Genomic DNA, 25,810 nt, shown 5'->3' with positions numbered 1-25,810 from the left:
CTTAATTCAGTATGGGTCCAATTACTGACCTTCCCCGACAATCGTTTCTGGGCGGGATACCGGTTTACCTTCAAGCAGGCACTCGATGGCATGGGCAACACCATGCTCCACATTGGTCAGCGTTATGGCTTTGGCTAATGCCTGGATTTCGGGTTCGCCATTACCCATGGCGATGCCGAGTCCAGCCATTTTTAACATGGAGACATCGTTGAAGTTATCGCCAATAGCTACTGTATCCTCCATGGAGATGTTCAGGTGAGCCGCCAGTTTGGTAAGGGCATTACCTTTGGAGACGTCCGGGTGCTGCATTTCGAAGTTATGCTCAAAGGATACAACCATGGCGACATCGGATCGGGAAGCGAAGTATTCTCGTCCTGTCTTTACTTTGTCCGGATTCATGGAGAAGGCCATAATATTATAGATGTAGGCTTCTGCCGGAATTTCGAGATGGCTGTTTACGCGGTGGTAGTCTTTTTTGTCATAGTGTTTCTTGATGGAGCGAATCATGCGTGCAATGTCCTCACCAGGGTTTGAACCAAGAACACGTTCCATCTCGGCGAGCAAGGTCTCATGACTGCTACGCGGGGCATAGATGCCTTGTTGCGTTGAAGCCTCATAATAGACATCATGATCTTCCAGCCACTGCATGACGGAAGCTGCTGTGTCACGCTCGAGCGGAAGATGGAATAAACGTTCACCGTCTGCATCATGAATTGTCGCTCCGTTGGAGCCGATAATTGGGGTTTTAATTCCGCCTTCGCGGCTGATGGTCACAACATCGGAATAGACACGTCCTGTTGCAATGGTAACTTTCATACCGGATTGCTGGGCCTTTTGGATGGCTGCGGCATTCTCCGGGCTAATCTGGCTATCTATGTTCAACAAAGTTCCATCTAAATCTGTGGCAAATAATTTCATATATTTACAACTCCTTATCATCTGTTGGTTCAGGAATGAGAATCTCAACCTGTTGTTCGGCTAGAAAAACAAGCCATTCTTTGGTTGGCCATTGATCCGTAATCAATACATCCACCAACGACCAGTCGGCAAAACGATAACCATAACGTCTATCAAACTTGGATTGATCTGCAAGAACAACAACTTTCTTGGCAGCTTTCATCATTTGGTGTTTAATTTTTCCTTCCTCTTCGGAAGCACTGAAGCCATCCATGGTGATACCGCCAATTCCGATAAAGGCTTTATCTACATAATAGTGGGAGAGGGTCTCGATAACAGAGGTACCGTAGACATAACGTTGTTCCTTATCTACTTTGCCTCCGAGCAAACGAATCTGGACAGCAGTGTGATTGGAGAGAAGATCAGCGGAATGAATCGAATTGGTAATGACGGTACAGGATTTGCCGTTTAAGTTCTCGGCACAGGCCTGCACAGTCGTGGAAGAGTCCAGAATAATGATCTCGCCTTGCCTTACAATGGCCGCAGCGAGTTTGCCGATGGCCCTCTTTTCCTCAGATACATCGAGTAAACGGTCTTTGTAGGATCTGAATTCTTGCGGAGGAGGGGGGAGAATCGCGCCGCCACGTGTTCGGATAATGGCATCCTGTTCCTCAAGCTTAATCAGATCCCTGCGTGCAGTATCCCGTGATACATCAAACAAGGCGACAATATCATCGGCTGAGATGCGATTGTGTTTGCGTAGATGTTCAACAATGAGCTGCATTCGTTCTTCTTGAAACAAACATGTCACCTCCGAGTATATGGATGACCGTACTTATACTGATACTTTAATTATAAGTATTCTTAATGTGATTTGCAATATTATAAGTGAACGTAAGTTTTTATAAGTGTTTTGATAGATGGTTTACATTGTTCCTGCACGGGGATGACATTGGCATGAACGGGAGGTGGCTAATAACGGGGCTCTGAAGAAGAGTATGCAATGGGCAAAAAGGCTTGAAAAATAAATTTTAAAAAAAGTATTGCAAGTTCAAATTGTCCTGTGGTATACTCATTCTTGTCGCCAAGAAAGACAACTTGTTATTAAGGCCCGTTGGTCAAGGGGTTAAGACACCTCCCTTTCACGGAGGTAACAGGGGTTCGAATCCCCTACGGGTCATATCTTCACCACCTCATGAGATCTACATTTTCGATGAGTAATCCTCAAAGTCATTGCTCTTATAGACAAGAATGAAGCATGGCACATCCGGTGAAGTTTACAGCAAGAGCCATTAGCTCAGTTGGTAGAGCACCTGACTTTTAATCAGGGTGTCGAAGGTTCGAGCCCTTCATGGCTCACCATTTTTACAATTGAATATGCGGTCGTGGTGGAATGGCAGACACGCTATCTTGAGGGGGTAGTGGGTGTATACCCGTGGAGGTTCGAGTCCTCTCGACCGCATCACAGCAACAATATAAGATAGACTTCTATGATCATTCATGGGAGTCTATCTTTGTGTTATACGATATACCTCATCCTGTTTCAGGCATATAAAGGCTGAGCATTCAGGAATAATGTGGTATAATTCAAGCAGATGAGTTGATTATTACGGTTGGAAGGCGGTTCTTGTATGCAGTCGATCTATGAGCGAATTGAACACCTGATTGCCGAACGAGGAATGACCAAGAAGGCTTTCTGCCAACAGCTGAAGATTAGCACAGGCAATCTGGGTGATTGGAAACGTGGCAAGTCTATTCCGAGTACGAATAAATTAATTGAGATTGCTTCGTTTTTTGATGTGAGCCTCGACTGGCTCATGATTGGACGTCCATCGAAGGAAGCGATGGTTCGGGAAAAACGGGAGGATTATTTTTTTGACGTTTTGCGGCAATTGAATTGCCAAGAAAGTGAATTATCGACTGTGGAACAGTCTTTTATCAGCGAATATATTGAGTTCACCCGTTACCGTAAATCCAAGGAAAGCAAGGATGCTGGCGACTATCGCTATAAACCTGAGAACAAATCAGAGAACAAATCAGAGAACGATTCTGAGGAAAACGAAGCGTAAGTGATATGAGCAGCATCCATAGACTGAATGTACAAAACCTCTGGACTAATCCGAACACACTCGGAGACAGTTCAGAGGTTTTTTGGTGTTAACTATGCTTGATGCCCTTATTTACGAAAGACAAGAGTTTCTTTGCCCAGCAGATGTGGGCGGAGTGTGTTCCAGATCTGAAGACACTGCTCCTGAAGTTCCCAAGCTGCCATGCCAAGGAGTCGAACGCCGATGCCTCCGGTTGCCAGCAAACTTGCACCTGCGAGCATTCGCCCATCTGGTGGCAGCGCAGATCTGACTTGCTCCAACTCCGCAGTACCAAGACCTGGGGCAATCATCCATAACGCAGCGGTATGTGTGTAGTGAAGGAGAGACGCTGAGTGTTTGGGATCATCGGTATCCGGTTCGAGTCCGAATCGATCCCAGACAGCCAGTTGTTCACCTTGCCATATCTCCGTCAAGCTGCGGTAACGCTCGAATTGGAAGGCTTCTCCCCGATGAATCCGTCCGGCAGACCAGATATCTGCATAGGCCAGGATTGCCTGTTCTTCCAGCTCAAAAGTTACAGTGAGCGAAGAAGAACTTCCCTTGAAGGGAATGACGCATTCAGGGAAGTATTCCAGCGTGGCCCCTTTTCCCAACCGAAAGTGATGATTAACAGATGAGGGAATGGAAGGTGTAGGATGAAGTCGGGTAGCGGATGTGCTGCTCAGCATGACATGGGTGCCTACGCCTAATTCCCACTCGGAATGATAAAGATCCCCGTTAAGGACTCCAGGCGAGACGTCTGACGTGTACACACATAATTCGGTTCCTCCTCCGGGAGGTCGAAAGGATCGGCTAAACCGGAGTGGTGCGCTGTAATAACGATCAGTCATGACAGTCCGGTCGCCTTGAAAGGCAAAGGTGGCCCGAAGCTCGCTGCGGCGTGTGACGGGTGCACCTGCACTTTCATTCCTATTTATCTCTGTTCCCGTGGGGACAGAAGATGAATTAATGCGAGTGAGTGCCATGTTCATGGCTGTGTGAATGCAGATGTGCAGCGGAAGCATCGTCATCCATGTATTGATGTTCAAGCCAGTGGACAATCTCGGATACACCTTCACCGCTCATTAGATTAGACATGACATAAGGGCGGCCTTCGCGTACCCGTTCGGTATCATTTTTCATAACTTCCAGGCTTGCACCAACGTAAGGGGCGAGGTCGGTTTTGTTGATTAACAGCAGATCTGAACGCGTTATGCCGGGACCGCCTTTGCGGGGGAGTTTCTCTCCTTGAGCAACGTCGATAATGTAGATGAACACATCAGCCAGTTCCGGACTGAATGCAGCGGAGAGATTGTCGCCGCCGCTCTCGATGAAGATCAGTTGCAGATCCGGGAAGCGTTCAATCAACTCGTCAACTGCTTCGAAATTCATGGAGGCATCCTCACGAATAGCCGTGTGCGGGCATCCACCTGTCTCTACGCCGATAATACGCTCTGGTGCCAGTGCATTCTGACGCAACAAAATCTCGGCATCTTCCTTGGTATAAATGTCATTCGTGATGACAGCAAGGCTGTAACGTGTACGCAGTGCCTTGGACAGCTTCTCCACAAGGGCTGTTTTACCTGAACCTACCGGTCCACCAATTCCAATTCGCATCGGACGACTCCGATCAAATGCCTTACGTTCCCACTCCGGATGATGCGTATGATTAGCTCCTCCACACATAACAATTCCTCCTAAGTTAGATAAAAGTTGTAGTTAAGACATAAACAGCCGCGCGGGTAAGGTCTCATGCCGCATGGCGTAGATTTCCTGGGCGATTCCGAAGCTGTGCATATCTTCGGGGTCATTGTCTCGAATGAGAGCCCATTCCGCTTCGATATCATCAAGCAGTTTCTGAATCAACATCTGCGCTTCGGTTTGTCCGATGGGCAGCAGGCGAAGTGCGCTGTTCACGTAAGCGTTCACTGAGGTATACAGATGCCCGGTAACGGCTTCATCCAATTCAATCTCCAATTGATAGTTAATATAACCGTGAATGGTCGTGATGCCGCAATACGCGCCATGTTCCCGGATAGCCTCATCAATTAGGGAAAAGTCCATCCATGGATAGAGTGAACGGGCCAGCTTGAGCAGTCGTTTTCCCATCTTGTGGCCGCTTTCCCTGAGTTCCCGAGGGGAGCGCTGGGCGTGGACACGTTTGTCATACAGGGCAAGTAGAGCGGCATCTTGCTGTTTTATCGCCTGATAGACGCCTTTGATGGCAAGACCATCTAGTCGTACAAGACTGGAATGAAGCTGGTTGCGAATAAACTGTTCAAGCTGCGCGGTATTTTGCACGGTGCCATCATGCGTGTAAGCTTCCAGACCGAAGGAATGGGAGAAACCACCGATGGGCAGGGCTGAATCCAGCAGTTGAACGTAACGGAGTAGCTTCGTGCCACTATTCATCATGAGCGCCCCCTTATCAGCTAATCCGTATTCCTATCAAAACATAAAGTACCGCTGTGCCATAGGCAACTCGTCTGCGGGTTCGCAGGTGAGAAGCTCGCCGTCGGCGCGTACCTCGTAGGTTTCGGGATCGACTTCAATGACAGGGGTGACGTCGTTATGAATCATGTCTTTTTTGCTGACCGAGCGGCAGCCTTTGACGGGTTCAACCCGTTTCTTCAGGCCCAAAGACTCTTTGATCCCCGCATCTGCTGCGGCTTGGGAGACAAAGGTGATCGATCCGCTGGCAATGGCGCTACCATAGGCTCCGAACATCGGTCTGCCAAATACCGGCTGAGGTGTCGGGATGGACGCATTGGGATCACCCATCTGGGCAAATGTGATCATTCCACCCTTAATGACAATCTCGGGTTTAACACCGAAGTAAGCCGGTTTCCATATGATTAGATCTGCCAGCTTGCCAACTTCCACCGAACCGACGAGATGACCGATTCCGTGAGCGATAGCTGGATTGATAGTGTACTTGGCGACATATCGCTTGATCCGATCGTTATCGGAGGGGGAATTCGGGTTGAGCTCAAGTTTGCCGCGCTGTTTTTTCATTTTGTCGGCTGTCTGCCAGGTGCGGATAATGACTTCGCCCACTCGGCCCATGGCTTGAGAATCGGAACTGATGATGCTGAACACGCCGAGATCATGCAAAATGTCTTCGGCTGCGATGGTTTCGGGACGAATCCGCGAATCCGCAAAAGCGACATCTTCCGGGATGGAAGGGTCCAGGTGATGACACACCATCAACATATCGAGATGCTCTTCTACAGTGTTGCGTGTGTACGGTCGTGTTGGGTTGGTTGATGAGGGGATAACGTAGGACTCCCCAGCGGCCCGGATAATATCCGGTGCGTGTCCGCCACCAGCGCCTTCCGTATGGTACGTATGGATCGTCCGGCCGTTGATTGCAGCCAGGGTGTTTTCGAGAAATCCGGTTTCGTTCAATGTATCGGTATGGATAGCGACTTGAACATCATGTTCCCCGGCGGCAGTCAGACAAGCGTCGATAGCGCTCGGGGTAGTGCCCCAATCTTCATGTAGCTTCAGGCCGATTACCCCAGCTTCAATCTGTTCAATTAAAGGTGCGGTACTGGAACTGTTGCCTTTGCCAAGGTAACCGATGTTCATGGGAAAAGCTTCTGCGGACTCCAGCATCCGGTGGATGTGCCAGGCTCCTGGTGTGCAGGTGGTGGCTTTGGTTCCTGTTGCTGGTCCTGTTCCCCCGCCGATCATGGTCGTGACCCCGGAGGATAACGCAGTCTGAATCTGCTGTGGGCAGATGAAATGAATATGGGTATCAATGCCGCCAGCGGTTACAATCATGCCTTCACCGGCGATGATTTCGGTGGAAGCACCGATGACCAGTGCGGGATGAACACCATCCATTGTATCCGGGTTACCGGATTTGCCAATGGCGCAGATGTGACCATCTCGAATGCCGATATCCGCTTTTACAATGCCCCAATGATCGATAATGATAGCGTTAGTGATGACAGTATCAGGGGTGCCGTCGCTTCGCAGAGCAGTGGTAGACTGGCCCATCCCGTCGCGGATAACCTTGCCGCCCCCAAACTTGCTCTCATCTCCATATACGGCATAATCATGTTCAATCTCTGCCCATAGTTCGGTATCCGCAAGTCTTACGGCATCACCGGTTGTCGGTCCAAACATCGACGCGTACTGTTCACGGCTCATTCGTTTCATGAAGGTTCACCTCCATCTTGTATGGGAGGGGAGAACGTCTTCAGGAATGCCTCCAGTTTCACTGGATCGGGGGCTTGATCCGCAGAGCCTTCGGTTAATCCGTTGAACCCGTGAATCTGGCGTTTGCCGCCAAAGGTCGTGAGTTCAACAGGTTTCTCTTCACCGGGTTCGAAGCGAACTGCGGTGCCTGCCGGAATATGCAGGCGATGTCCAAAAGCTGACGTGCGATCAAAGTCCAGTGCTGCATTAACTTCATAGAAGTGAACGTGAGAGCCGACTTGGACGGGGCGGTCGCCGCGGTTAAGGACAAGGAGTCGTAGGGTTAAACGATCCGGATGACAGATGATGTCGTCATCTGGCTTTAAACGGTATTCACCAGGAATCATGGTTTCTCCTGCCTTTCTCAGCGTATGGGTTCATGTACAGTAACCAGTTTTGTACCGTCAGGAAATGTGGCTTCTACCTGTACTTCAGGAATCATATCGGGAACACCATCCATACAGTCTTCACGTGTCAGGATGGTGCCTCCGTATCTCATTAATTCGGCAACACTCATTCCATCCCGTGCTCGTTCCATCAGTTCGGAGGTCAACAAGGCGATGGCTTCGGGAACATTCAACTTGAGTCCGCGTGCTCTTCGTTCACGGGCGAGGTTAGCGGCCACGGTAATCAGGAGTTTTTCTTTTTCCTGCTCAGTCCAGTGCAAGGCAATCCGACCTTTCGCTTATAATGTCTGATATGTTCATGGATCATATTGTATGTTAAATATACTCACACAGGGTGAATCCTTTGTCAATAAGCTTCAAGGCGTATTAGCAGTATGCATGAAACGAGTAGGCATGAAATAAAATTATGTAAGCTATATTGACATGAAGAGAGGAACCCTCCATAATTTGGATCAACGAACATTTCGGACGCAAATGACCTTAATGTTCGTCAATAGACTAAAAAAAGGGAGTGTAGGCTATTGAAGAAGAGGTCGGTCAAGTTATGGAGTATTTTGCTGGGTGCGGTCATTGTGATGACAGGATGTGTGGAGGGCACTGCGCCGCCTGAAGCTTCGGGTTCAGGTGGTACAGGAGAGCCGGCTGCATCCGGTGAACCGATTAAAGTTGGCATTCTTCACTCTCTCAGCGGAACGATGGCGATCAGTGAAGTATCTGTTAAAGATGCGGAGATGCTTGCCATTGAAGAGATCAACGCCGCGGGCGGAGTTTTGGGTAAACAGATTGAGCCTGTAATTGAGGATGGCGCTTCGGATTGGCCTACTTTTGCGGAGAAGGCTGGAAAGTTACTGCAACAGGATAAGGTCGCTGCTGTATTTGGTGGATGGACCTCTGCAAGTCGGAAGGCTATGCTCCCGGTGTTTGAACAGAATAAAGGTTTATTGTTTTACCCGGTGCAATATGAGGGATTGGAATCGTCGCCAAATATTTTTTATACAGGAGCAACAACCAATCAGCAGATCGTTCCATCCGTAACCTGGTTACTGGAGAACAGGGGCAAGACGTTTTATCTGCTCGGTTCAGATTATGTATTTCCGAAAACGGCCAATCAGGTCATTAAGGCACAACTCGCAGCAGAAGGCGGCGAAGTAGTGGGTGAAGAATACACACCGCTGGGCCATACCGATTACAGTACCATCATTAGCAAAATCAAAGCTGCGAAGCCGGATATTGTATACAATACGCTGAACGGAGATAGCAATGTGGCCTTCTTCAAACAATTGAAGGATGCCGGAATCTCTTCGGATCAGATGACAACCCTGTCGGTGAGTGTGGCGGAGGAAGAAATCCGTGGCATCGGCGCAGACGTATTGAAGGGGCATCTGGCTTCGTGGAATTATTATCAGACAACGGATACACCTGAGAATGCAACATTTGTTGCCAAGTATAAAGAAAAATACGGTGCTGATCGAGTGACAGCTGATCCGATTGAAGCGGGATATGTGGCGGTTTATCTCTGGAAGGCGGCGGTGGAAAAAGCAGGATCAACCGACGTGGAGAAGGTGAAGGCAGCTGCCAAGGGTCTGGAGTTTGATGCCCCGGAAGGTAAGGTAACCGTGGATGGAGAGAATCAGCATATCTACAAAACCGTACGGATCGGTGAGGTGCAGGAGGATGGGCAGTTCAAGGAATTGTGGAATTCTGGTGAGCCTGTCAAGCCGGACCCTTATCTGAAAACGTATGAATGGGGAGCAACCCTCAGCGCTAAATAACATAGAAACCTCGCAATAAAACAGGCAACTCGCTTCAAAGCAGCCGAAACATAAACGAGGGTGTGACAACACATCCCCTTACCGTATCGCGGTAAAGCGTTACTGTGATGTGAAAAATGTTACTGCCGCTAATTGAATTCATGTGAAATATCGAGAGTCACGGTATGGAGGAGGGGATAGCGATGGATATGTTTATCCTTCAGATGTTCAATGGTCTGAGTATCAGTTCAATTCTGTTGTTGATTGCATTGGGGCTTGCAGTAACGTTTGGGCTGATGAATGTCATCAATATGGCTCACGGTGAACTGATCATGATTGGTGCATATGCAACATATGTAACACAAAATCTGTTCATGTCCTATGCTCCAGCGGCGTGGTTTGGTGCCTACTTTGTTGTGGCTCTACCGATTGCGTTCATTGTAGCGGCTCTGATTGGCTGGTTGCTTGAAGTGGTGCTGATCCGGCATCTATATGGCAGGCCGCTGGACAGTTTGCTGGCGACATGGGGTGTAGGCATGATGCTGCAACAACTGGCCCGTACCATATTCGGAGCACCCAATGTGGGAGTATCCAGTCCGGCTTGGCTCAATGGGGGATTGGCGATCTCGGATGGTATTGTATTTCCGTATAAACGAATTTTCATTATCGCACTGGTTGCGGTGGTGCTGCTGTGTATGTATCTCTATATCTATCGAACATCTTCCGGAAGACGAATGAGGGCTGTGATGCAGAATCGGAGCATGGCGGGGTGTCTTGGGATTTCGACCCGGCGGGTGGATGGCATGACCTTTGCGATTGGTTCGGGCATTGCCGGAATTGCTGGCTGTGCATTAACGCTCATTGGTCCGATTGGTCCTTCGCTTGGTACGTATTATATTGTGGATGCGTTCATGGTCGTTGTTCTGGGTGGCGTTGGGAAATTGGTTGGAACCGTGTGTGGTGCATTGGGGATTGGTATGTTCAACACGCTGTTCGAAACCTATACCTCGGCCTCCATTGGCAAGGTGCTTGTGTTTGTATGTATCGTTGCTTTCCTGCAATGGAAACCACGCGGATTGGTCGCGATGCGCACACGGAGTCTCGATTAACGTGAAAAAGGGGGTTAGTTCATGTCCGCTTTACTCAAGACCGGCAGTCTGAAAATGAGGATTATCTGGGCGGTTGTGCTGATCATGATGTGTCTTGCTCCACTAATCTCCACGGAGTTTCGTCTGAGTCTGTTAGCCAAGTTTTTGGCGCTAGCAATCCTGGCCATTGGTCTCGATCTGATCTGGGGATATGGGGGTGTGCTAAGTCTTGGGCATGGGGTGTTCTTTGGTCTGGGTGGGTACGCGATGGCGATGTATCTGAAGCTTCAGGCCAGTGGAGCAACGCTTCCTGACTTCATGGGATGGAGTGGTCTCAGTGGTCTGCCGTGGTTCTGGGAACCATTTCGCTCTTTCCCGGTGGCGCTGTTATTGGGGATAGCCCTTCCAGCATTGCTTGCCTTTGCTCTGGGGTGGTTTACGTTCCGCAACCGGATCACCGGTGTTTATTTTACCATCCTGACTCAAGCTTTGGTTCTTATTATGGTAACACTCTTTGTTGGTAAACAGGAATGGACGGGTGGGACAAATGGCATCACCGGATATAATTCGATCTTTGGTTTTACACTTCATTCCGCTGGAACGACGATTGCTCTCTACTATATAACGCTTGCTGTTCTGGTGATCGCGTATGTGCTCTGTCGTCGAATGGTGAACAGTCGGTTCGGCCAAGTGCTCGAAGCTGCGCGTGATGGAGAGAATCGGGTGCGATTCCTCGGATATGATCCGGCAGGCTATAAAACGCTGGCTTTTGCTTTTTCCGGTGCGCTTGCAGGCATAGCGGGCATGTTGTTTGTTCTTCAGGTGGGTATTATCTCGCCATCGATGATGGGGATTGTACCCTCCATTGAGATGGTCCTGTGGGTTGCATTGGGTGGTCGCGGTACGCTTATTGGAGCGGTCATCGGAGCGGTGGTGCTGAATGCAGCCAAAACAGGCATAAGTGAGGCTTACCCTGAAGGGTGGCTGTTTGTCATTGGTGGGCTCTTTGTAACGGTAGTTTTGTTCATGCCAAACGGTATTGTAGGTGTATATCGTCATGTCGTTCGCTTGCTGAAGCGGAGAGGAGAGAGTGCGCATGTCCAAGTCACTCGGGAAAAACCTAAAGTCTACTGAGGAATCAGCGGTGTTGGTAGCCGAGGATATTACGGTGGCTTTTGGTGGGTTCGTTGCTGTCAAAGGCATGAATCTGAAGCTGCATGAACATGACCTGCATTTTCTAATCGGACCCAATGGTGCAGGGAAAACAACGATGCTGGATGTGATATGTGGCAAAACAAAACCCGTGTCCGGCTCGGTGAAGATGGCGGATGGCACAGAATTAACACGACTGAAGGAGCACCAGATTGTTCGCAAAGGTGTGGGACGAAAATTCCAGGCGCCATCGATCTTTGCAGGTCTGACGGTGCAGGAGAATCTGACGCTGGCGGCGGAGACTCGCCGTTCCCCTTTGCAAGCCATCGGTATTCGTCGATATGGGAAAATGAGTGTTGCCATGGAGCATGTTACCCTCCAGATTGGTCTGCAAGACCGCGTTGATGCTCGTGCAGGAGCGTTATCACATGGGGAGAAGCAGTGGCTGGAGATTGGCATGTTGCTTCTGCAGGAGCCACGTGTGTTGTTGCTGGACGAACCAGCCGCAGGCATGACGGATGAAGAAACACACAAGACCGGGCGACTTCTGCAAGAGATTGCGCGTGAGCGCTCGGTTGTGGTGGTGGAGCATGATATGGAGTTTGTGCGAGAGTTCGCAGCCAAGGTAACGGTGATGCATGAAGGGAAACTGCTGAAGGAAGGTACGATGGCGGAGGTACAGGCAGACCCGAAAGTGGCAGAAGTGTATTTGGGCAAAAGGAGGGATGAACATGCTGTCGCTGCAACGAATTGAATCCGGCTACGGGGAAAGCAATGTGCTTCGTGGTGTGAACCTGGATGTACAGCCTGGACAGGTGGTGTGTCTGATGGGCCGTAACGGTGTAGGGAAAACAACGTTGATGAAAACATTAATGGGGTTGCTCAAAACACGCAAGGGCAGTATTCAGTGGCAAAATCAGGAGTTATCCACCTTGGACACAGCCAAGCGGGCAAGGGCAGGGATTGGTTATGTACCGCAGGGGCGGGAGATTTTCCCGCAGCTTACGGTGAAAGAAAACTTATTGCTCGGTCTGGAGACAAGTGCACCGGGAGTAAAAACGTTCCCGGAGGATGTACTGGCGATGTTCCCAGTGCTTGCTACGATGTATGGACGGCAGGGCGGGGATCTGAGTGGTGGACAGCAGCAACAGTTGGCATTCGCCCGGGCATTGGCTTCGCGTCCAGGGTTGTTGCTACTGGATGAGCCGACAGAAGGCATCCAGCCTTCTATCGTGGAGGACATTCGGCAGGTAATTTTGCAGCTCAAGGCAAAGGGGAACCTCTCGGTTTTGCTGGTAGAGCAGAGTATTGATTTTGTGCGAAGTGCCGCAGATTACATTTATATCATGGACAAAGGAACCATAACCCTGCATGGGACACCGCAAGAGCTGGATATGTCGCAGTTTGAACATCTTCTCTCCGTATAGTTGTAGTTAGTCGGCGAGTGGAGAAAGGTTTCAGGAACGCTTGTCCAGGATATTCGAGTATTTCGGATATAACCGCCGGATGCATTCCGGACAGATGTCATGGGTGAATTCGGCGTGGGTATACTTCTCCAGATAACTCTCAACGGAGTTCCAGTGTTCCTCTTCGTCCTTGATTTGTTTGCAGACGGCGCAAATAGGCAGCAGTCCGCGCAATGTGCGTACTTCAGACAATGCTTTCTTCAATTGGTGTTCTGTCTTTCTCTGCTCGGTAATATCCATGTGTGCAATTAAAGCAAGATCGGTATCCAGAATTGAATTTGAATAAGATAGAGGGGTGAGTTCTACACGAAACCACCTCTTTTCGTTGTATACAGTATACACGCAGATGTCATATGTATGATTTCGATTAAAGGGTATTCCGCGTTCTTTCAAATTCTGTGCGACAAGTGCCATGTTAGCGTTCTTGCCTCGTTTTGCCCAGGCTTCCGTCAGGTGCAGGTAATGTCTATGACTACTGTGTATATCCGGGTTTGGTGAGCATTGACCGAGTCCCTGTTGCCAGGCACGGTTACAACTTTGGATAATCCAATTGTCATCAATGATGATGAGCTGGTGACGTATAGACTGGAACGACAGCTTCTCCAGATCGGATGTAACATGTCTCATGGATGAGACCCTCCTTTGGCAGAAATCTTATCTCAGTTCATCTGGAATATCCAAAATATCAGCGACCAGGTGCCTGAATCGGGTTGCTTTGCGTGTGCCGTGAATGAGATTGGATAAACGATAGGGTGGGATGCCATGCTGTTCACAAAAGGTCTTCTGGTCCACTTGAAGTTCGGTTAGCCGTCGTTTGATGGCCCATCCGAACGGAGTAACTGGTTTTTTCTTGTTCAAAAGGGTTCACCCCTGGTTAGAATGTAGTATTCAGCCGCCCTTTCTTCATGTAGAATATATAGAAATGCGAGCTGTATGTTCATTATATACGTAAATTCGTCATCTAACAATTAAAAAAGACGGAAAAAAGTGTATTTTATGATGATAAATGGCGTAAATGCGAAAATAAAACAAATAAAATGACAAAAAACACGTCGGCAAGGAGGTTGCCGCGTGTTTTTTAGTTTGTCTGAATGAAGGGTAGTAGATATGAGGAGGAAGAGGATTAGGCCCTGTAGGCATGAAGTCCAGCTCCAAGCATATGGAAACTGGGGAAAAACGATTTCATGGACATCGAGGTTGGCTGTGCCAGTCCATCCGCAGCCGAGGCGCTGACGGTCTTCCATTCATTCTCCAGATCTGTGGCCAGGCGGACCATCAGATCCTTGGTTGTATCGTTGTTCAGGGGAATGACTTTGGAGGCTTCGGTTATGCAGGCATTCATGGCTGAATGCAGGTAACCAAGGACCGCCTCCTCGACCGGGATGTCGAGGTGGTGGTTAATCCAGGCGTGAACAGTGGAGAGGCAGCCAACCGAATCATATTTGGCAAAGATCTGTTCGAGCTGGCTGAATTCAATCCAGGGGTGCAGAGCGCGTGCGAGTCTGATCAATCGTTTACCCATGGCGGCAGCTTGTTCTCTGAGATCTCCAGGGGTTCGCTGAACATGGACGAGCTTGTCGATCAGAGCTATCCGCCATGTATCCTTGTGATCTGTTGCGGTATAGATGCCTTTGATAGCCATACCTTCAAGACGAACGATGCTCGGATGCAACTGACAACGCATGAATGATTCGAGATCTTCAGCATTACGAATGGTACCCTCCCTGATATGGATATCCATGCCGAAGGAATGGGTGAACCCTCCAACCTGAATAGAGGAATCAAGCAGTTTGACATAATCGAGCAGCTTATTCCCACGGTTCACAATCATTCGCCTCCTGTGTTCGTTAAATGTCACTTAAAGTGACATTTATATTCCTTTTTGTTTGCTTTATGTTTAAAAATCCGAATTATATGATAGTTATCATCCCATAAATATCCGCTTTTTGTCAATAGTATCCGTGAAATTTAATGGATTAAATATGGAATTTAATATTTGTGTTATTTTATATAACTTATTGTGTTATTTATTTTACGAAGTGCAGGGAGGACTATATATAAGGAAGGACTATATATAAATGAACCAACAAGATCGGCTCTTACCTAAAGAGAGGGGATCAAATCTAATAATATGCAGTTCATGGGTAATGATGACGAGATTATGCGATTTTTGATGAAAATGCCTAGCTGAAAAAGAAGTATTAAAAAATACTTTACTTTTAGTTCTGAACCCGGTATAATCAATTCTGTTGCCGATTATTTACGACATGCGGTCGTGGTGGAATGGCAGACACGCTATCTTGAGGGGGTAGTGGGCGTATGCCCGTGGAGGTTCGAGTCCTCTCGACCGCATCATATGAACGATTAAAAAGAAGCTTTCCATTAATGGGAAGCTTCTTTTTTTGTCTTTTTCGAACAGTATGACATCTGGGTTGAAAAAAGGCCATCCATTACCGGAGGAATGTTGCTCTACCTACCGGCTACGGGTGGCCTGTGTATTATTTTTGCAGCAAATTCTTGATATCTTCTTCAATCTTGTCCGGTGTTGTTTTGGGAGCATAACGTTTAATGACCTGTCCGTTCTGATCCACGAGGAATTTGGTGAAATTCCATTTGATTGCTTTGGAGCCAAGCAGGCCAGGAGCTTCTGTGCTCAGGTGTTGGAAAAGAGGGTGAGCGCTTGAGCCGTTCACATCAATTTTCTCAAACATGGGAAAGCTCACGCCATAATTCATCTGACAGAACTCGGCAATATCGTCGGAAGATCCTTTTTCCTGTGCAAACTGGTTGCTTGGGAAACCAAGCACTTCAAATGGAGCATCTTGAAACTTGTCTTGCAATTCTTGCAGACCTTTGAATTGAGGGGTAAGGCCGCATGAGCTTGCCGTATTCACAATCAGGAGCACTTTGTCACGGTAGTCGGACATTTCAACTTCTTGACCGCGAAGGGTATTCACTTTGTAATCGTAGACTGTCATCTAAATCGCCTCCATTTATTTACTCTTATATCTTCTATTATATTGGTTGCAATTAAATATTGCAAAACTAATATGGTGTTAAAAGAATCAAAACAGGCAAGTTGTGCTGAATACGTGAATGAATTGCGAAGTGATTTACGCCAGAGTGAGAATTAGATAGCCTTGAAGAGATAGATAGAGTATAACTTTGTTGTAAGCGTTATTATGGATAGGAATTGGCAAAAATCTGCCGATTTGATGATCTGGGCGGACTTTACACCGACATGGCACGGGTGTATGATTCATAACGTAATTTCAATTTAAACTAAAATGTACTTGAAAAACGAAACAAACGATAATATCGCTCGATCTTATCCTTAAGATATACGAACGATGTTTTAATCGCTGAGTTTCCATTCATTGATGAGTGGAAAACGGGGGAACCAACGGAATGCGCTGTCCAGGACAGTGGGCATTCATGGGGTGAATTTTCCGGTGACAGCCGGAAATAGGGCGACTCTCGCGCCCGAATCCGTCAGCTAACCTCGTAAGCGTTAAAGGGAGAGGCAACAAGCCGTACGCTGGTTCATGGTGTTTTCGCCATGGGTTATTTAAGAAGCGTTCGGGAGGCCTTGGTCCCCCACGCTTCTTTTTTTGTTGTCTTTTCACGCCAAGGGAGGAACGAATGATGGATACTGAGATGGTCTTAGTGACTGCTCCAAATGAAGCAGGACGCAAATTTATCAAATTGCTGATGTACAAAAAAATGCCGTTTGCCGTTCTAACCAACAGTGCAGGGGAAGAGCGCAGACTCCGTAGAATCGGAGTAGAACATGTTATTCGCATGAATACGGCTGCAGCTCAAAAATGGTTTTTGCCGCAGGGCAGCGTAGGCAACGTGTTTATTTTCGAGAACAGCCTGAATCTGACCTGTCGTTATTTACAGATCTGCCGTTCATGGACATCGAAATCCCTGTGCGTCATTACGGAGCAGAGTCATCCTAAGGGCATCTATCGGGGCATGGGCGCAGACCGGATTGTATATTCGCTCAATGGGGAAGTTGGCTTTCTCCTCAATGGTTAATGCCATAGCTTCTGATTGCTCAGGTGTAAGGTGCCTGTTATAATTGAATGTATCGATAAACGGAAGTTTGAGGAGACTCATGCAGGATGGTGAGTCTTCTTTTTTATGCTTACAAGGAGGAATTGGAGTGCCGGATGTAGGTGGATTGAAATGGTTGTTTTTTGATGTTGGAGATACGCTGGTGGATGAATGGGAGCCGGTTGATGATATTATCGGACAGTTTGTCCGTGAAGCTTGTGCTTTGGGGTATCCGGTGACAATTGAGGCGGTACGCGAACTGTTCGCGAGCTGTTACCGAAAATATGAGCAATGGCCTATGAGAGTGGCGATTCGCACATTCGTTGAAGACGAGGGGCATCAGAAACAGATTCAGGACAAGCTGAAGTTTCAAAAAGATCTTGAACGTCCTTTTCCTTCAGCAGATTCCGTTCTTCAGCAGTTGTCACGGCATTATCACATTGGCATTATTGCCAATCAGAGTCCTGGAACGGAAGAGAGACTGGAGAGCTACGGCTTGCGGAAGTATGTTGATGTTCTGGCATGTTCGGCTGAAGAAGGAGTGTCCAAGCCAGACCCTGAGTTATACGCTGTGGCCTTGAAGCAGGCCGGTTGTGAACCGGAGGAAGCCGTCATGATCGGCGATCGGATCGATAACGACATTATACCTGCTCGGAAGCTGGGCATGCGTACGATTCGAATTATGCAGGGTTACGGAAGATTCCAGCCAGAACTATCGGATGACAAACGTGCGGATTGGACCGTTGATTCATTGGATCAACTCTTGCCGTTATTGATACCAAATCAGGATTAGATGCAGATGGTTGTTTATTGGATTGCAACAATAAAGGCTGATCAACTGGGTATAAAATACCGGAGTTGATCAGCCTTTTTAGTATTTAGCCAATTAAAATGAGATTAGAACAACCGGATCGTCTGAATGATCAGATATACATTCAGCACAACGATAATTGCGGCAATGACCCATGAGATGATTTTAAGCCACAATTTGTTGGCGAATGCACCCATGCTTTTTTTATCACTTGTGAACATCACCAGGGGAATTACAGCAAAGGGCAATTGAAGCGACAGCACGACCTGGCTCAAAATGAGCAGTTCTTCTGTGCCATGTTCTCCTGCAATGGCTGTCACAATTACCGCCGGGATGATGGCGATCAGACGTGTGACCAGTCTGCGCAGCCAAGCCGGAATTCGAATGTTCAGGAAACCTTCCATAACGATCTGTCCAGCGAGTGTACCTGTAAGGGTAGAGTTCTGACCTGATGCTAACAGCGCCACACCGAACAGAATACTTGCAACCGTAGTACCCAATAGAGGTGTCAGCAGATGATAGGCATCTGCGATCTCGGCAACCTGCGTCATACCAGCACTGTGGAATACAGCAGCAGATACAATCAGGATGGCCGCATTGATGAACAGGGCCAGTGTCAACGCGATTGTAGAATCCATGGTCGAGTACCGAATGGCTTCTTTTTTGCCCTGTGGGGTCTGTTCGATCTGACGGGTCTGCACAATGGAAGAATGCAGATACAGATTATGCGGCATCACGGTTGCTCCGATAATACCAATGGCGATATAGAGCATGGCCGGGTTTTGCAGAATCTCAACATTTGGTACAAAACCATGGAGAACACCGCCCATATCGGGTTTCGCCAGAAACAGGTCAATACCGAAGCAGAGGGCTATGGTTGCCATCAGCACAATGACGAGAGTTTCCAGAGCGCGGAAGCCTTTGTTTTGCAGTACAAGAATCAGGAGTACATCAACTGCGGTGATGATAACGCCGTATAACATGGGGATGTTAAATAACAGCTTTAACGCGATGGCAGAACCTATGACCTCAGCCAGATCGGTAGCTGCAATGGCAAGTTCACACAGAATCCATAACATCATAACAACAGGCATGCTGAATCGTTCACGACAGGCTTGAGCCAGATCCCGTCCAGTAACGATACCGAGCTTGCCAGCCAGCGACTGAAGGACAACGGCCATCAGGTTCGATAACAGGATAACGGATAACAAGGTATACCCGAACTGCGAGCCGCCTGCGATATCTGTTGCCCAGTTCCCGGGGTCCATGTAACCTACGGCAACGAGGTATCCTGGGCCTACAAAGGCGAGGAATTTCTTCCACCATGCAGCATTCTGCGGAACTTTCATGGAACTATGTGCTTCTCCAAGGGAAGGGGCCATGCCTGCAGTAGATAATGATTCTCTTGAAGGAGCGTTGAACGGATTTTTTTTACTCATACGATAATCACCTGACTTTGAATTATTGATTTTGAGATATTGATGCGGTACAAACCGCTCATGATATATCTAAATTTTTATGTTTATTGTTACATTGTACTCCTTCAATTATTTTTGTCTAGTGCAACTTTTATGTATCAGCACAAAATTTCGGTTGTAGCTTGAATATGCCCCTTCGTATATTACCCAACCTTAGGGAAAATACAGCCATGGCATTGAAATGCATGAAAATAATAAAGTTGTAAAAGCTGATAAAGATACAAAATTGCGTTTCAAAATGAGCCAGAAGTTTAAATTGAAAGGAAGGCAGTAAAAAACTATATGGATAAGGGAGAGATTCTGAATGGAAGCTTTATATACAGCAGTAGCGACAGTTAAAGGTGGACGTACAGGTTCGGTGACTTCTTCGGATGGCGTGCTTAAGCATGATCTGAAAATGCCAAAAGAGCTTGGTGGCTCCGGTGGTGAAGGTACTAACCCTGAGCAACTTTTTGCCGCTGGATATGGAGCATGTTATGAAAGTGCCCTTGCCAATGTAGCACGCAAAGCAGGTGTGAAATTGGAGGATGTGGTCGTTACAAGTAACGTATCCATTGGTAAAGACCCTGCGGATGACGGTTTTCAGCTGTCTGTTCGTCTGGACGTTAGCATGCCTGGTGTAGATCACAGTCAAGCAGAGGAACTGGCCCGCAAGGCGCATGATTTCTGTCCATATTCCAAAGCAACACGCGGCAACATTGATGTTGTATTAAACGTAGTTTAAGATTTGACTCCTGGTAAGTAAAGGGAACATATAGAGCAGGTTATCCCAGATACCTGATGTTCGACTACAAAGCCCTGCTGGCAATCGGCAGGGTTTTGTGTTGATTATCATATAAGGACATGATGCAGGAGATTAGATGCCAGATCGCGTACTATTTTACATAATTGCACTCTCACTTCATGCTACACATTCCATAAAGGGGGAACGAAGATGAGTATTGAAGAGATGATCGAGCGGCGATTTGTGTGTACAAAATGCAGGGGCACGGATTGTAACATTAAGGAAGTTTCCATGTCAGGAGCAGGCCTGAGCAAGATGTTTGATATACAGCATAATCACTACTTGTTCGTGGCTTGTGCTTCCTGCGGGTATGTTGAAGTATTTGATCCGGATGTCTTGAAAGGGAAAAAACAGGGACAGGTAGGGACGATTCTGGATATTCTGTTTGGCGGGTAGACATGCGCGAGTTGACATTGATCTGAATTTTCTTTAATATAACTTAGTACTGAGTAGTGTCATTGCATGAACCAAATTTGAATTAAACAGGTGATATCCATGTCTTATAGACCGCGTATTGCAGATTTAGAATTAGCTTATGGTAACAAGGAAGACGGATTGTATGAATTCAAAATGAATTTGGTAGACGGTACAAAATGCCGTGTATTCTACACCCGTTCCCCTGAATGGAAGATGACCAATATCAGCCGTCTGCAGAAAACGCCTTGTCCAGTATGTCGCAAAGATTTCATTTGCAAATGTATGGACCAGTGGGCAAGTGACCTGCATCAACAGATGATCGATGACCAATGGATGGAAAAGGCAGTTACGGAATAATTGTTGGACAGATACGAGCGTGGGCACAATGCCTGCGCTCTTTTTCTTTTATTTCCCATTAATGCGTGTTCAAAAAGAGCGGTGTTCATTCTTTTTGAACTACTTCTAGAAATAAATTTAGAATTAGTGAACAAGATGGCCCAGATTGGGTAAGTTACTCTAACCGCAACAATAGGAGGCAGCCGATATGACAGCAAATCAAACAGATGTGCATCAGGGACATCCCATCGTACTGGTGGATGGCGTCTGTCACTTCTGCCAGGGCTTAACCAAATGGATTATCAAGCGTGATCCGGAAGGGAAATATCATTTTGCATCGCTTCAATCGGATGTAGCCAAGGAACTGCTGGCGAAGGGCAATTTGTCGACAGACAGTATGGACACCTTTGTGCTGATTGAAAATGGAAAATACTATACACGTTCAACCGCCGCACTGAGATTGGCCAAAGGTCTAAAATTTCCTTATCCGTTGTTATATGTGTTCATCATCATACCGAAATTCATTCGTAATGCGGTCTATAACTGGGTTGCTCGCAACCGTTATCGCTGGTTTGGCAAGGATGAAGCGTGTATGTTGCCTACACCGGAGATCAAAGATCGATTTCTGTGAAAAAGTCTCGTGCGACACATTGTATCCAAATTTGATGATTAATAGCGGAAATAATTGGGTAATGACTACAGATCATATCTATTTTGGGAGGAAAACAACTTGAAGAAGTGGACTACATTAATTATCGGGGCATTATTAGCAGTAAGCTTGGCAGCATGCGGAAACGACACAGACAACACGGCAACGCCGCCAGCGACCAACAATGAAACATCTAACGAGGGTAATACACCTGCGGAGCAGGAAACAAAGATCCCTACCCTGGATGAGTTGATTACCAAAACGAATGCAGCAACCAAAGAAATGAAAAGCTTCACAACTGAAGCAAACATTGATCAGAATCTGAAACTGGATGCTGGTGAACAGTCACAGGATCAACAGGTTAAAACATCGCTCAAAATGGATATCATCAAAGATCCAATGATGATCTACCAAGAGATGAAAATGGAAATGTCTGGGCAGGAAGCGCAGAATGTAAAGCAATACATCACTTCAGATACGATCTATTCACAAGTGGGAGAACAATGGGTTAAAATTCCTGAAGCTCAAACCAAAGAATTGGTGGAGCAGATGAAAGCAAGCATGAATCCAGAAGGTGAATTGGATCAGTTCAAAAAGATTGAGGAAGACACCGAAGTTACAGAAGATGGCGACAATTATGTCATTAACGCTAATGTATCTGGTGATAACGTAAAGGAACTGGCCAAAGCCGTGATGGAGCAAAACGGATCGAATGCCCAGACCCAAGCGATGCTTGAACAAATGAATATTACAAGCATGAAGATGAAATATATGATTAACAAGGAAACCTATCTGCCTGCAGGTACGGATGTAAACATGGTCATGGAGATGGAACAGAATGGACAGAAAATGACGATGGACATGAAGATGAACAGTACATTTTCTAACCACGATCAAGTGGAAGAGATCAAGATTCCACAAGAAGCATTGGATAGCGCTAAATAATTTGGTTATGCCAAATGTGCTGAAGATGATTTAATGCGGTAAGCGAGCATCAATGTATGCCGTTTGCAGGGCACCTCTGAACTAGATTTGTGTGAGCCGAGAGGTTTACCGGATTAGAATCAGGGGTGTTTTTCTGTTTAGCGGAGATTATGGTCAGGGTTCAAGGTGTTATAGTATAGTCATATTGAAGTAGAGAGGGGGATATAAAAGATGATTGAATATGCACACATCCACCATGTTAGTCTGGCTGTACGTGATCTGGAAATCGCGAAGAAGTTCTACTCGGGGTTACTGGGCATGCAGGAGATTGAACGTCCAGCCTTCCGCTCCACGGGTACATGGTACGCTATCGGCAGCCAGCAGCTTCATCTGCTTCAGCACCCAGAGGGTCACACGTTACGTGAGGCTGGGATTGATACTACAGACGGTCACTTTGCGATCTGGGTCACCAGTTATTCAGAGACTATAGCCTGGCTGGAGCAGCAGGGAATTGAGTATGAAGCGAGACCTGACAGTGTAGCTGGATTCGCGCAGATTTTTGTACTTGATCCGGACCGTAACATTATTGAGTTCGATTCACCGTACAACTCTTAAGGAAAAAGGGTTAGAATAAATCCCTTGCTCCCCCAGAAATTGTATGCTATATTATCCATACATTCATAGCACGTGACGGAAGCACCGTCCATATACTGCATATTCATGCGGTTATTGGACGGTGCTTTTTTGTGCTTTTTGACAGGGAGGGAAGGAGAAATTGATTGTACTGAAGGTTGTTCTGGTTTCAAAGGATAGAGATTACATTAGCGCCTGGCTTGATTATGTACAGGGAAATTCATCTGGTCTTCATGTGCGTTTCACGGCATTCTCCCAAGAGGATTCGTTCAGGGATCACATGAAAGAGCAAGAAGGTCGGGAATTACCGGATCTGGTTATTGCGGAACCGGAGTTTCTGAATGACTGGCTGAATAACGGGGGAGAAGTATCAGGTGTACCTTGGCTAATGCTTAGTGAAGGGATGGAGGAGGTGGATGAGGCCAAGCGGCTGATGAAATATCAACCCTTGCCTGCTTTGCTGGATGCTGTGATGCATGCTTGCCGGCAGCCGCGCCGTAAGAAGGTTCACCATCCAGGGCAAGAGACTCTCTCCATCGGTGTAGTATCCGCTTCGGGTGGAAGTGGCAAAACGGCAGTGGCCCTGCATATGGCGAAGCAATTGGGACTTGCAGGTTATGCTGTTCTCTATCTGAATCTGGAGACGCTGGACAGTACGCTCCCGTTTCTGGAAAAGGGACTAACTAGAAGTGGGCAGCGTCACCCGGATGCGGAGACGGGATTGTCCCGCCTGTTATACGATCTGAAGGTGGGCAGGAAGGAATCCGGCAAGCAGTTACAGGTACAATCGAAGGGCGTAGATGGATATGTGGTCCGGCATGAAGCGTTGAAATCCGATGTGTTCTGGCCATTATCGAATCGGAAAGAACTGTTGCAAATGACTCGTGAGGATACGTCGAATCTGCTTCGTTATTTAACGGATTGTGGACAGTATGACGTGTTGATTCTGGATGGGGATTCCGGTTGGGATGGGCGCAGTGAAGGGGTGTTGGATACTGCAGATGCATTTGTCTGGCTGGTTGAGGATGATATATCTGCCATGCATCGTTGGGGACAATGGTTACAGCATGCTGTGCGTACGAAGCCAGATTTGTATGAAAGTATGCTCGAGCGTTCACGCTTTGTAGTTAACAAATATCGGGACAATGTCGTCAATGTACTCCCACGCCCTGATCTGCATCTGGATGCAGTGTTGCCCTATATTCCTTCTTGGAAGCAACTCAGTCAGGAGGAAGTCATGCTTAGTTCTCCGATCTTCCAACGTGAAGTGAAGAGATTATGTGCCATGCTGGTACAAGATGGCGAAGAAGAATTGAAGCAGACGGGACGAATTCAGAAGCAGGATCGGTGGGCACTATGACGGATTCATCCAATAGAATACTGGATCGTGAAGAACAGTTTCAGATGATGCGCAGGGAAGTCAGGGCTGGCCTCGATTTAACCTCTTCCGCAGGAGATGATGAACTGTGGCAGGGGATAGAACGCAAAGTTCTTACTGACCCGAAGCTGGATGATCTGACCTCAGGAGAGCGTCATACGCTGGTACAGCGATTATTTGACTCCTTTCGTGGATTGGATATTTTGCAGCCACTTGTGGATCATCCCGATATTACGGAGATTATGATCAATAGTCACAAGGAGATTTTTGTGGAACAGGAAGGTGAAGTCAGCCAGATCACCCTTGAATTTGAGTCAAGAGAACGGCTCGAGGATATTATCCAGATGATTGTGTCCGGGGTAAACCGGATTGTGAATGAGTCTTCTCCAATCGTAGATGCCCGTTTAAAGGATGGTTCCCGGGTCAATATCGTGTTGCCGCCTATTGCTTTGAAAGGCCCCACGATGACGATTCGTAAATTTCCCAGTGAACCGATGAAGATGTCCGATCTGATTGAAAAGGGAGCCCTGCATGAAGAAGCGGCAGAATTATTGCAGCAGTTGGTACGGAGCAAATACAACATCTTCATTGGAGGTGGGACCGGATCGGGAAAAACGACCTTTCTGAACGCATTATCACAGTTCATCCCTGCCGATGAGCGGATTATTACCATTGAGGATTCGGCTGAGTTACAGATTGTTACGGTACCCAATCTGGTATCACTGGAAACGCGGAATGCAAACACCGAAGGCAAGGGACAGATATCTATTCGGGATCTGATCAAATCTTCCTTACGGATGCGTCCGAACCGGATTGTGATTGGGGAAGTCAGGGGCGCAGAAGCGCTGGATATGTTACAGGCCATGAACACAGGACATGATGGAAGCTTATCAACTGGGCACGCCAATACCATCTCGGACATGATCAGCAGACTCGAAACGATGGTGCTTAGCGGTGCGGATCTTCCTATTGCGGTTGTAAGGCAGCAGATTAGTTCAGCAATCGATATTTTTGTACATCTGTCCCGGCTACGAGACCGCTCACGGCGGGTGACAGAGATTAGTGAAGTGATTGGCATGCAGGACGGTGAGGTTATGCTGAATCCACTGTTTCGTTTCCAGGAACAAGAAGAGCGTGAAGGCAAAATTATTGGCGGGTTAGTGCAGGTTGGAAAGTTGAATCAGGTGGATAAAATTCAGATGGCTGGGCTCGGGGAATGGCTGGATGAATACATAGAACAATATAGTGTTGGAATAGATTCATCAGATAACAACGTGAATTAAAGCC

The 25,810-nt window shown here is 47.4% G+C and carries 29 protein-coding genes, 4 tRNA genes and 1 riboswitch; of the genes, 20 read left to right on the top strand and 13 right to left on the bottom strand.

The genetic code is table 11. The features are described from left to right. Positions 1-21: 21 nt before the first annotated feature. A complete protein-coding gene (locus tag MKY28_RS18975; RefSeq protein ID WP_036610865.1) occupies positions 22-918 on the bottom strand; it encodes a Cof-type HAD-IIB family hydrolase in 897 nt (298 codons plus the stop codon). A gap of 4 nt (positions 919-922) precedes the next feature. Continuing rightward, the gene (locus MKY28_RS18970) at positions 923-1,699 is read right to left on the bottom strand and encodes a DeoR/GlpR family DNA-binding transcription regulator (protein ID WP_017690024.1); all 777 of its coding nucleotides are present in this window, start codon (positions 1,697-1,699) and stop codon (positions 923-925) included. A 306-nt stretch (positions 1,700-2,005) separates the two neighbouring features. Between MKY28_RS18970 and MKY28_RS18965 the strand changes: the two genes are divergently transcribed. The 4 genes from MKY28_RS18965 to MKY28_RS18950 all read left to right on the top strand — a co-directional run bounded on the left by MKY28_RS18965 (position 2,006) and on the right by MKY28_RS18950 (position 2,966). After that, positions 2,006-2,077, top strand: a tRNA-Glu gene (locus tag MKY28_RS18965). A gap of 106 nt (positions 2,078-2,183) precedes the next feature. Then, positions 2,184-2,259, top strand: a tRNA-Lys gene (locus tag MKY28_RS18960). A gap of 17 nt (positions 2,260-2,276) precedes the next feature. Then, a tRNA-Leu gene (locus MKY28_RS18955) sits at positions 2,277-2,359 on the top strand. Between the two features lie 169 nt (positions 2,360-2,528). Further along, positions 2,529-2,966, top strand: a complete 438-nt coding sequence (locus MKY28_RS18950) for a helix-turn-helix domain-containing protein (protein WP_340936646.1) — start codon at positions 2,529-2,531, stop codon at positions 2,964-2,966. A 107-nt stretch (positions 2,967-3,073) separates the two neighbouring features. Here the strand turns inward: MKY28_RS18950 and MKY28_RS18945 are convergent, their stop codons facing one another. From MKY28_RS18945 to MKY28_RS18920, 6 genes are read right to left on the bottom strand one after another with little or no spacing between them, the layout of a single operon-like run. Next, on the bottom strand, positions 3,074-4,033 hold the full coding sequence (locus MKY28_RS18945; RefSeq protein ID WP_340936645.1) for an urease accessory protein UreD: 960 nt from the start codon (positions 4,031-4,033) through the stop codon (positions 3,074-3,076). Further along, positions 3,951-4,670 (bottom strand): urease accessory protein UreG, encoded by a 720-nt coding sequence (gene ureG / locus MKY28_RS18940; RefSeq protein WP_017690021.1) that lies wholly within the window; start codon positions 4,668-4,670, stop codon positions 3,951-3,953. Before ureG ends, MKY28_RS18945 begins: the two co-directional genes overlap by 83 nt. 33 nt (positions 4,671-4,703) lie before the next feature. Beyond that, complete coding sequence (locus MKY28_RS18935) at positions 4,704-5,396, bottom strand: urease accessory protein UreF (protein WP_340936644.1); 693 nt, start codon at positions 5,394-5,396, stop codon at positions 4,704-4,706. 36 nt (positions 5,397-5,432) lie between these two features. Further along, positions 5,433-7,151: an urease subunit alpha gene (gene ureC / locus MKY28_RS18930; RefSeq protein ID WP_017690019.1), complete on the bottom strand. Its 1,719-nt coding sequence runs from the start codon at positions 7,149-7,151 to the stop codon at positions 5,433-5,435. Beyond that, on the bottom strand, positions 7,148-7,537 hold the full coding sequence (locus MKY28_RS18925; protein ID WP_036610844.1) for an urease subunit beta: 390 nt from the start codon (positions 7,535-7,537) through the stop codon (positions 7,148-7,150). Before MKY28_RS18925 ends, ureC begins: the two co-directional genes overlap by 4 nt. A 17-nt stretch (positions 7,538-7,554) precedes the next feature. Then, the gene (locus tag MKY28_RS18920; RefSeq protein WP_076209470.1) at positions 7,555-7,857 is read right to left on the bottom strand and encodes an urease subunit gamma; all 303 of its coding nucleotides are present in this window, start codon (positions 7,855-7,857) and stop codon (positions 7,555-7,557) included. Between the two features lie 261 nt (positions 7,858-8,118). On the opposite strand from MKY28_RS18920, the gene urtA reads away from it, so the two are divergent. From urtA to urtE, 5 genes are all read left to right on the top strand, one after another. Continuing rightward, a complete protein-coding gene (urtA, locus tag MKY28_RS18915) occupies positions 8,119-9,369 on the top strand; it encodes an urea ABC transporter substrate-binding protein (RefSeq protein ID WP_127544210.1) in 1,251 nt (416 codons plus the stop codon). 182 nt (positions 9,370-9,551) lie between these two features. After that, positions 9,552-10,457, top strand: a complete 906-nt coding sequence (urtB, locus tag MKY28_RS18910) for an urea ABC transporter permease subunit UrtB (protein WP_036610830.1) — start codon at positions 9,552-9,554, stop codon at positions 10,455-10,457. 21 nt (positions 10,458-10,478) lie between these two features. Further along, positions 10,479-11,570: an urea ABC transporter permease subunit UrtC gene (gene urtC / locus MKY28_RS18905; protein WP_076319163.1), complete on the top strand. Its 1,092-nt coding sequence runs from the start codon at positions 10,479-10,481 to the stop codon at positions 11,568-11,570. Further along, positions 11,533-12,342 (top strand): urea ABC transporter ATP-binding protein UrtD, encoded by an 810-nt coding sequence (gene urtD / locus MKY28_RS18900; RefSeq protein ID WP_340936641.1) that lies wholly within the window; start codon positions 11,533-11,535, stop codon positions 12,340-12,342. The genes urtC and urtD overlap by 38 nt, the downstream gene beginning before the upstream one ends. Beyond that, entirely contained in the window at positions 12,320-13,015 is a 696-nt protein-coding gene (urtE, locus tag MKY28_RS18895) for an urea ABC transporter ATP-binding subunit UrtE (RefSeq protein WP_340936640.1), read from the top strand. Before urtD ends, urtE begins: the two co-directional genes overlap by 23 nt. Before the next feature lie 30 nt (positions 13,016-13,045). On the opposite strand, the gene MKY28_RS18890 is transcribed toward urtE, so the two are convergent. The 3 genes from MKY28_RS18890 to MKY28_RS18880 all read right to left on the bottom strand — a co-directional run bounded on the left by MKY28_RS18890 (position 13,046) and on the right by MKY28_RS18880 (position 14,879). Further along, positions 13,046-13,681 carry a hypothetical protein gene (locus MKY28_RS18890; RefSeq protein WP_340936638.1) on the bottom strand — a complete coding sequence of 212 codons (636 nt, stop codon included), beginning with the start codon at positions 13,679-13,681 and terminating at the stop codon, positions 13,046-13,048. A 27-nt stretch (positions 13,682-13,708) separates the two neighbouring features. Then, positions 13,709-13,912: a hypothetical protein gene (locus tag MKY28_RS18885; protein WP_017690011.1), complete on the bottom strand. Its 204-nt coding sequence runs from the start codon at positions 13,910-13,912 to the stop codon at positions 13,709-13,711. A 265-nt stretch (positions 13,913-14,177) separates the two neighbouring features. Further along, positions 14,178-14,879, bottom strand: coding sequence for an urease accessory protein UreF (locus MKY28_RS18880; RefSeq protein ID WP_161799427.1), 702 nt, complete (start codon positions 14,877-14,879; stop codon positions 14,178-14,180). A 444-nt stretch (positions 14,880-15,323) separates the two neighbouring features. Between MKY28_RS18880 and MKY28_RS18875 the strand changes: the two genes are divergently transcribed. Further along, positions 15,324-15,406 (top strand) — tRNA-Leu (locus tag MKY28_RS18875). Positions 15,407-15,552: 146 nt separating this feature from the next. Here the strand turns inward: MKY28_RS18875 and MKY28_RS18870 are convergent. Beyond that, positions 15,553-16,032, bottom strand: coding sequence for a glutathione peroxidase (locus MKY28_RS18870; RefSeq protein WP_036610823.1), 480 nt, complete (start codon positions 16,030-16,032; stop codon positions 15,553-15,555). A gap of 372 nt (positions 16,033-16,404) precedes the next feature. Continuing rightward, positions 16,405-16,580: riboswitch (cyclic di-AMP (ydaO/yuaA leader) on the top strand. Between the two features lie 119 nt (positions 16,581-16,699). Here MKY28_RS18870 and MKY28_RS18865 point away from each other — a divergent pair. Both MKY28_RS18865 and MKY28_RS18860 read left to right on the top strand, forming a co-directional pair. Continuing rightward, complete coding sequence (locus MKY28_RS18865) at positions 16,700-17,095, top strand: hypothetical protein (protein WP_076251542.1); 396 nt, start codon at positions 16,700-16,702, stop codon at positions 17,093-17,095. Positions 17,096-17,222: 127 nt separating this feature from the next. Then, entirely contained in the window at positions 17,223-17,906 is a 684-nt protein-coding gene (locus tag MKY28_RS18860) for an HAD family hydrolase (protein ID WP_340936637.1), read from the top strand. Between the two features lie 104 nt (positions 17,907-18,010). On the opposite strand, the gene MKY28_RS18855 is transcribed toward MKY28_RS18860, so the two are convergent. Beyond that, positions 18,011-19,306, bottom strand: coding sequence for an Nramp family divalent metal transporter (locus MKY28_RS18855; RefSeq protein WP_036669231.1), 1,296 nt, complete (start codon positions 19,304-19,306; stop codon positions 18,011-18,013). 400 nt (positions 19,307-19,706) lie between these two features. On the opposite strand from MKY28_RS18855, the gene MKY28_RS18850 reads away from it, so the two are divergent. From MKY28_RS18850 to MKY28_RS18815, 8 genes are all read left to right on the top strand, one after another. Beyond that, a complete protein-coding gene (locus tag MKY28_RS18850) occupies positions 19,707-20,126 on the top strand; it encodes an organic hydroperoxide resistance protein (protein WP_036610819.1) in 420 nt (139 codons plus the stop codon). A 210-nt stretch (positions 20,127-20,336) separates the two neighbouring features. After that, the gene (locus tag MKY28_RS18845; protein ID WP_036610816.1) at positions 20,337-20,582 is read left to right on the top strand and encodes a zinc ribbon domain-containing protein; all 246 of its coding nucleotides are present in this window, start codon (positions 20,337-20,339) and stop codon (positions 20,580-20,582) included. 99 nt (positions 20,583-20,681) lie between these two features. Then, on the top strand, positions 20,682-20,960 hold the full coding sequence (locus MKY28_RS18840) for a hypothetical protein (protein ID WP_036610814.1): 279 nt from the start codon (positions 20,682-20,684) through the stop codon (positions 20,958-20,960). 187 nt (positions 20,961-21,147) lie between these two features. Beyond that, positions 21,148-21,570 (top strand): thiol-disulfide oxidoreductase DCC family protein, encoded by a 423-nt coding sequence (locus MKY28_RS18835; RefSeq protein WP_036610812.1) that lies wholly within the window; start codon positions 21,148-21,150, stop codon positions 21,568-21,570. 99 nt (positions 21,571-21,669) lie between these two features. After that, complete coding sequence (locus tag MKY28_RS18830; RefSeq protein WP_036669080.1) at positions 21,670-22,533, top strand: DUF6612 family protein; 864 nt, start codon at positions 21,670-21,672, stop codon at positions 22,531-22,533. A 210-nt stretch (positions 22,534-22,743) separates the two neighbouring features. Continuing rightward, complete coding sequence (locus MKY28_RS18825; RefSeq protein ID WP_036610809.1) at positions 22,744-23,127, top strand: VOC family protein; 384 nt, start codon at positions 22,744-22,746, stop codon at positions 23,125-23,127. Positions 23,128-23,287: 160 nt separating this feature from the next. Beyond that, entirely contained in the window at positions 23,288-24,505 is a 1,218-nt protein-coding gene (locus tag MKY28_RS18820; protein WP_340936636.1) for a nucleotide-binding protein, read from the top strand. Further along, on the top strand, positions 24,502-25,806 hold the full coding sequence (locus tag MKY28_RS18815) for a CpaF family protein (protein WP_253509417.1): 1,305 nt from the start codon (positions 24,502-24,504) through the stop codon (positions 25,804-25,806). The genes MKY28_RS18820 and MKY28_RS18815 overlap by 4 nt, the downstream gene beginning before the upstream one ends. Positions 25,807-25,810 lie beyond the last annotated feature (4 nt).

Source organism: Paenibacillus sp. FSL R5-0473, from assembly GCF_038004565.1.
Lineage (GTDB): Bacteria > Bacillota > Bacilli > Paenibacillales > Paenibacillaceae > Paenibacillus > Paenibacillus amylolyticus.
Note: the sequence above shows the minus strand (reverse complement) of the source record. Positions and strands in the feature narration are given on the sequence as shown.

Bases quoted from the DNA above. Each gene is read 5' to 3' on its own strand.
- MKY28_RS18975 (WP_036610865.1), bottom strand. From the start codon at position 918: ATGAAATTATTTGCCACAGATTTAGATGGAACTTTGTTGAACATAGAT.
- MKY28_RS18950 (WP_340936646.1), top strand. From the start codon at position 2,529: ATGCAGTCGATCTATGAGCGAATTGAACACCTGATTGCCGAACGAGGA.
- ureG (WP_017690021.1), bottom strand. From the start codon at position 4,670: ATGTGTGGAGGAGCTAATCATACGCATCATCCGGAGTGGGAACGTAAG.
- MKY28_RS18935 (WP_340936644.1), bottom strand. From the start codon at position 5,396: ATGAATAGTGGCACGAAGCTACTCCGTTACGTTCAACTGCTGGATTCA.
- ureC (WP_017690019.1), bottom strand. From the start codon at position 7,151: ATGAAACGAATGAGCCGTGAACAGTACGCGTCGATGTTTGGACCGACA.
- MKY28_RS18925 (WP_036610844.1), bottom strand. From the start codon at position 7,537: ATGATTCCTGGTGAATACCGTTTAAAGCCAGATGACGACATCATCTGT.
- urtB (WP_036610830.1), top strand. From the start codon at position 9,552: ATGGATATGTTTATCCTTCAGATGTTCAATGGTCTGAGTATCAGTTCA.
- urtC (WP_076319163.1), top strand. From the start codon at position 10,479: ATGTCCGCTTTACTCAAGACCGGCAGTCTGAAAATGAGGATTATCTGG.
- urtD (WP_340936641.1), top strand. From the start codon at position 11,533: ATGTCCAAGTCACTCGGGAAAAACCTAAAGTCTACTGAGGAATCAGCG.
- urtE (WP_340936640.1), top strand. From the start codon at position 12,320: ATGCTGTCGCTGCAACGAATTGAATCCGGCTACGGGGAAAGCAATGTG.
- MKY28_RS18890 (WP_340936638.1), bottom strand. From the start codon at position 13,681: ATGAGACATGTTACATCCGATCTGGAGAAGCTGTCGTTCCAGTCTATA.
- MKY28_RS18870 (WP_036610823.1), bottom strand. From the start codon at position 16,032: ATGACAGTCTACGATTACAAAGTGAATACCCTTCGCGGTCAAGAAGTT.
- MKY28_RS18865 (WP_076251542.1), top strand. From the start codon at position 16,700: ATGGATACTGAGATGGTCTTAGTGACTGCTCCAAATGAAGCAGGACGC.
- MKY28_RS18855 (WP_036669231.1), bottom strand. From the start codon at position 19,306: ATGGCCCCTTCCCTTGGAGAAGCACATAGTTCCATGAAAGTTCCGCAG.
- MKY28_RS18850 (WP_036610819.1), top strand. From the start codon at position 19,707: ATGGAAGCTTTATATACAGCAGTAGCGACAGTTAAAGGTGGACGTACA.
- MKY28_RS18845 (WP_036610816.1), top strand. From the start codon at position 20,337: ATGAGTATTGAAGAGATGATCGAGCGGCGATTTGTGTGTACAAAATGC.
- MKY28_RS18840 (WP_036610814.1), top strand. From the start codon at position 20,682: ATGTCTTATAGACCGCGTATTGCAGATTTAGAATTAGCTTATGGTAAC.
- MKY28_RS18835 (WP_036610812.1), top strand. From the start codon at position 21,148: ATGACAGCAAATCAAACAGATGTGCATCAGGGACATCCCATCGTACTG.
- MKY28_RS18825 (WP_036610809.1), top strand. From the start codon at position 22,744: ATGATTGAATATGCACACATCCACCATGTTAGTCTGGCTGTACGTGAT.
- MKY28_RS18815 (WP_253509417.1), top strand. From the start codon at position 24,502: ATGACGGATTCATCCAATAGAATACTGGATCGTGAAGAACAGTTTCAG.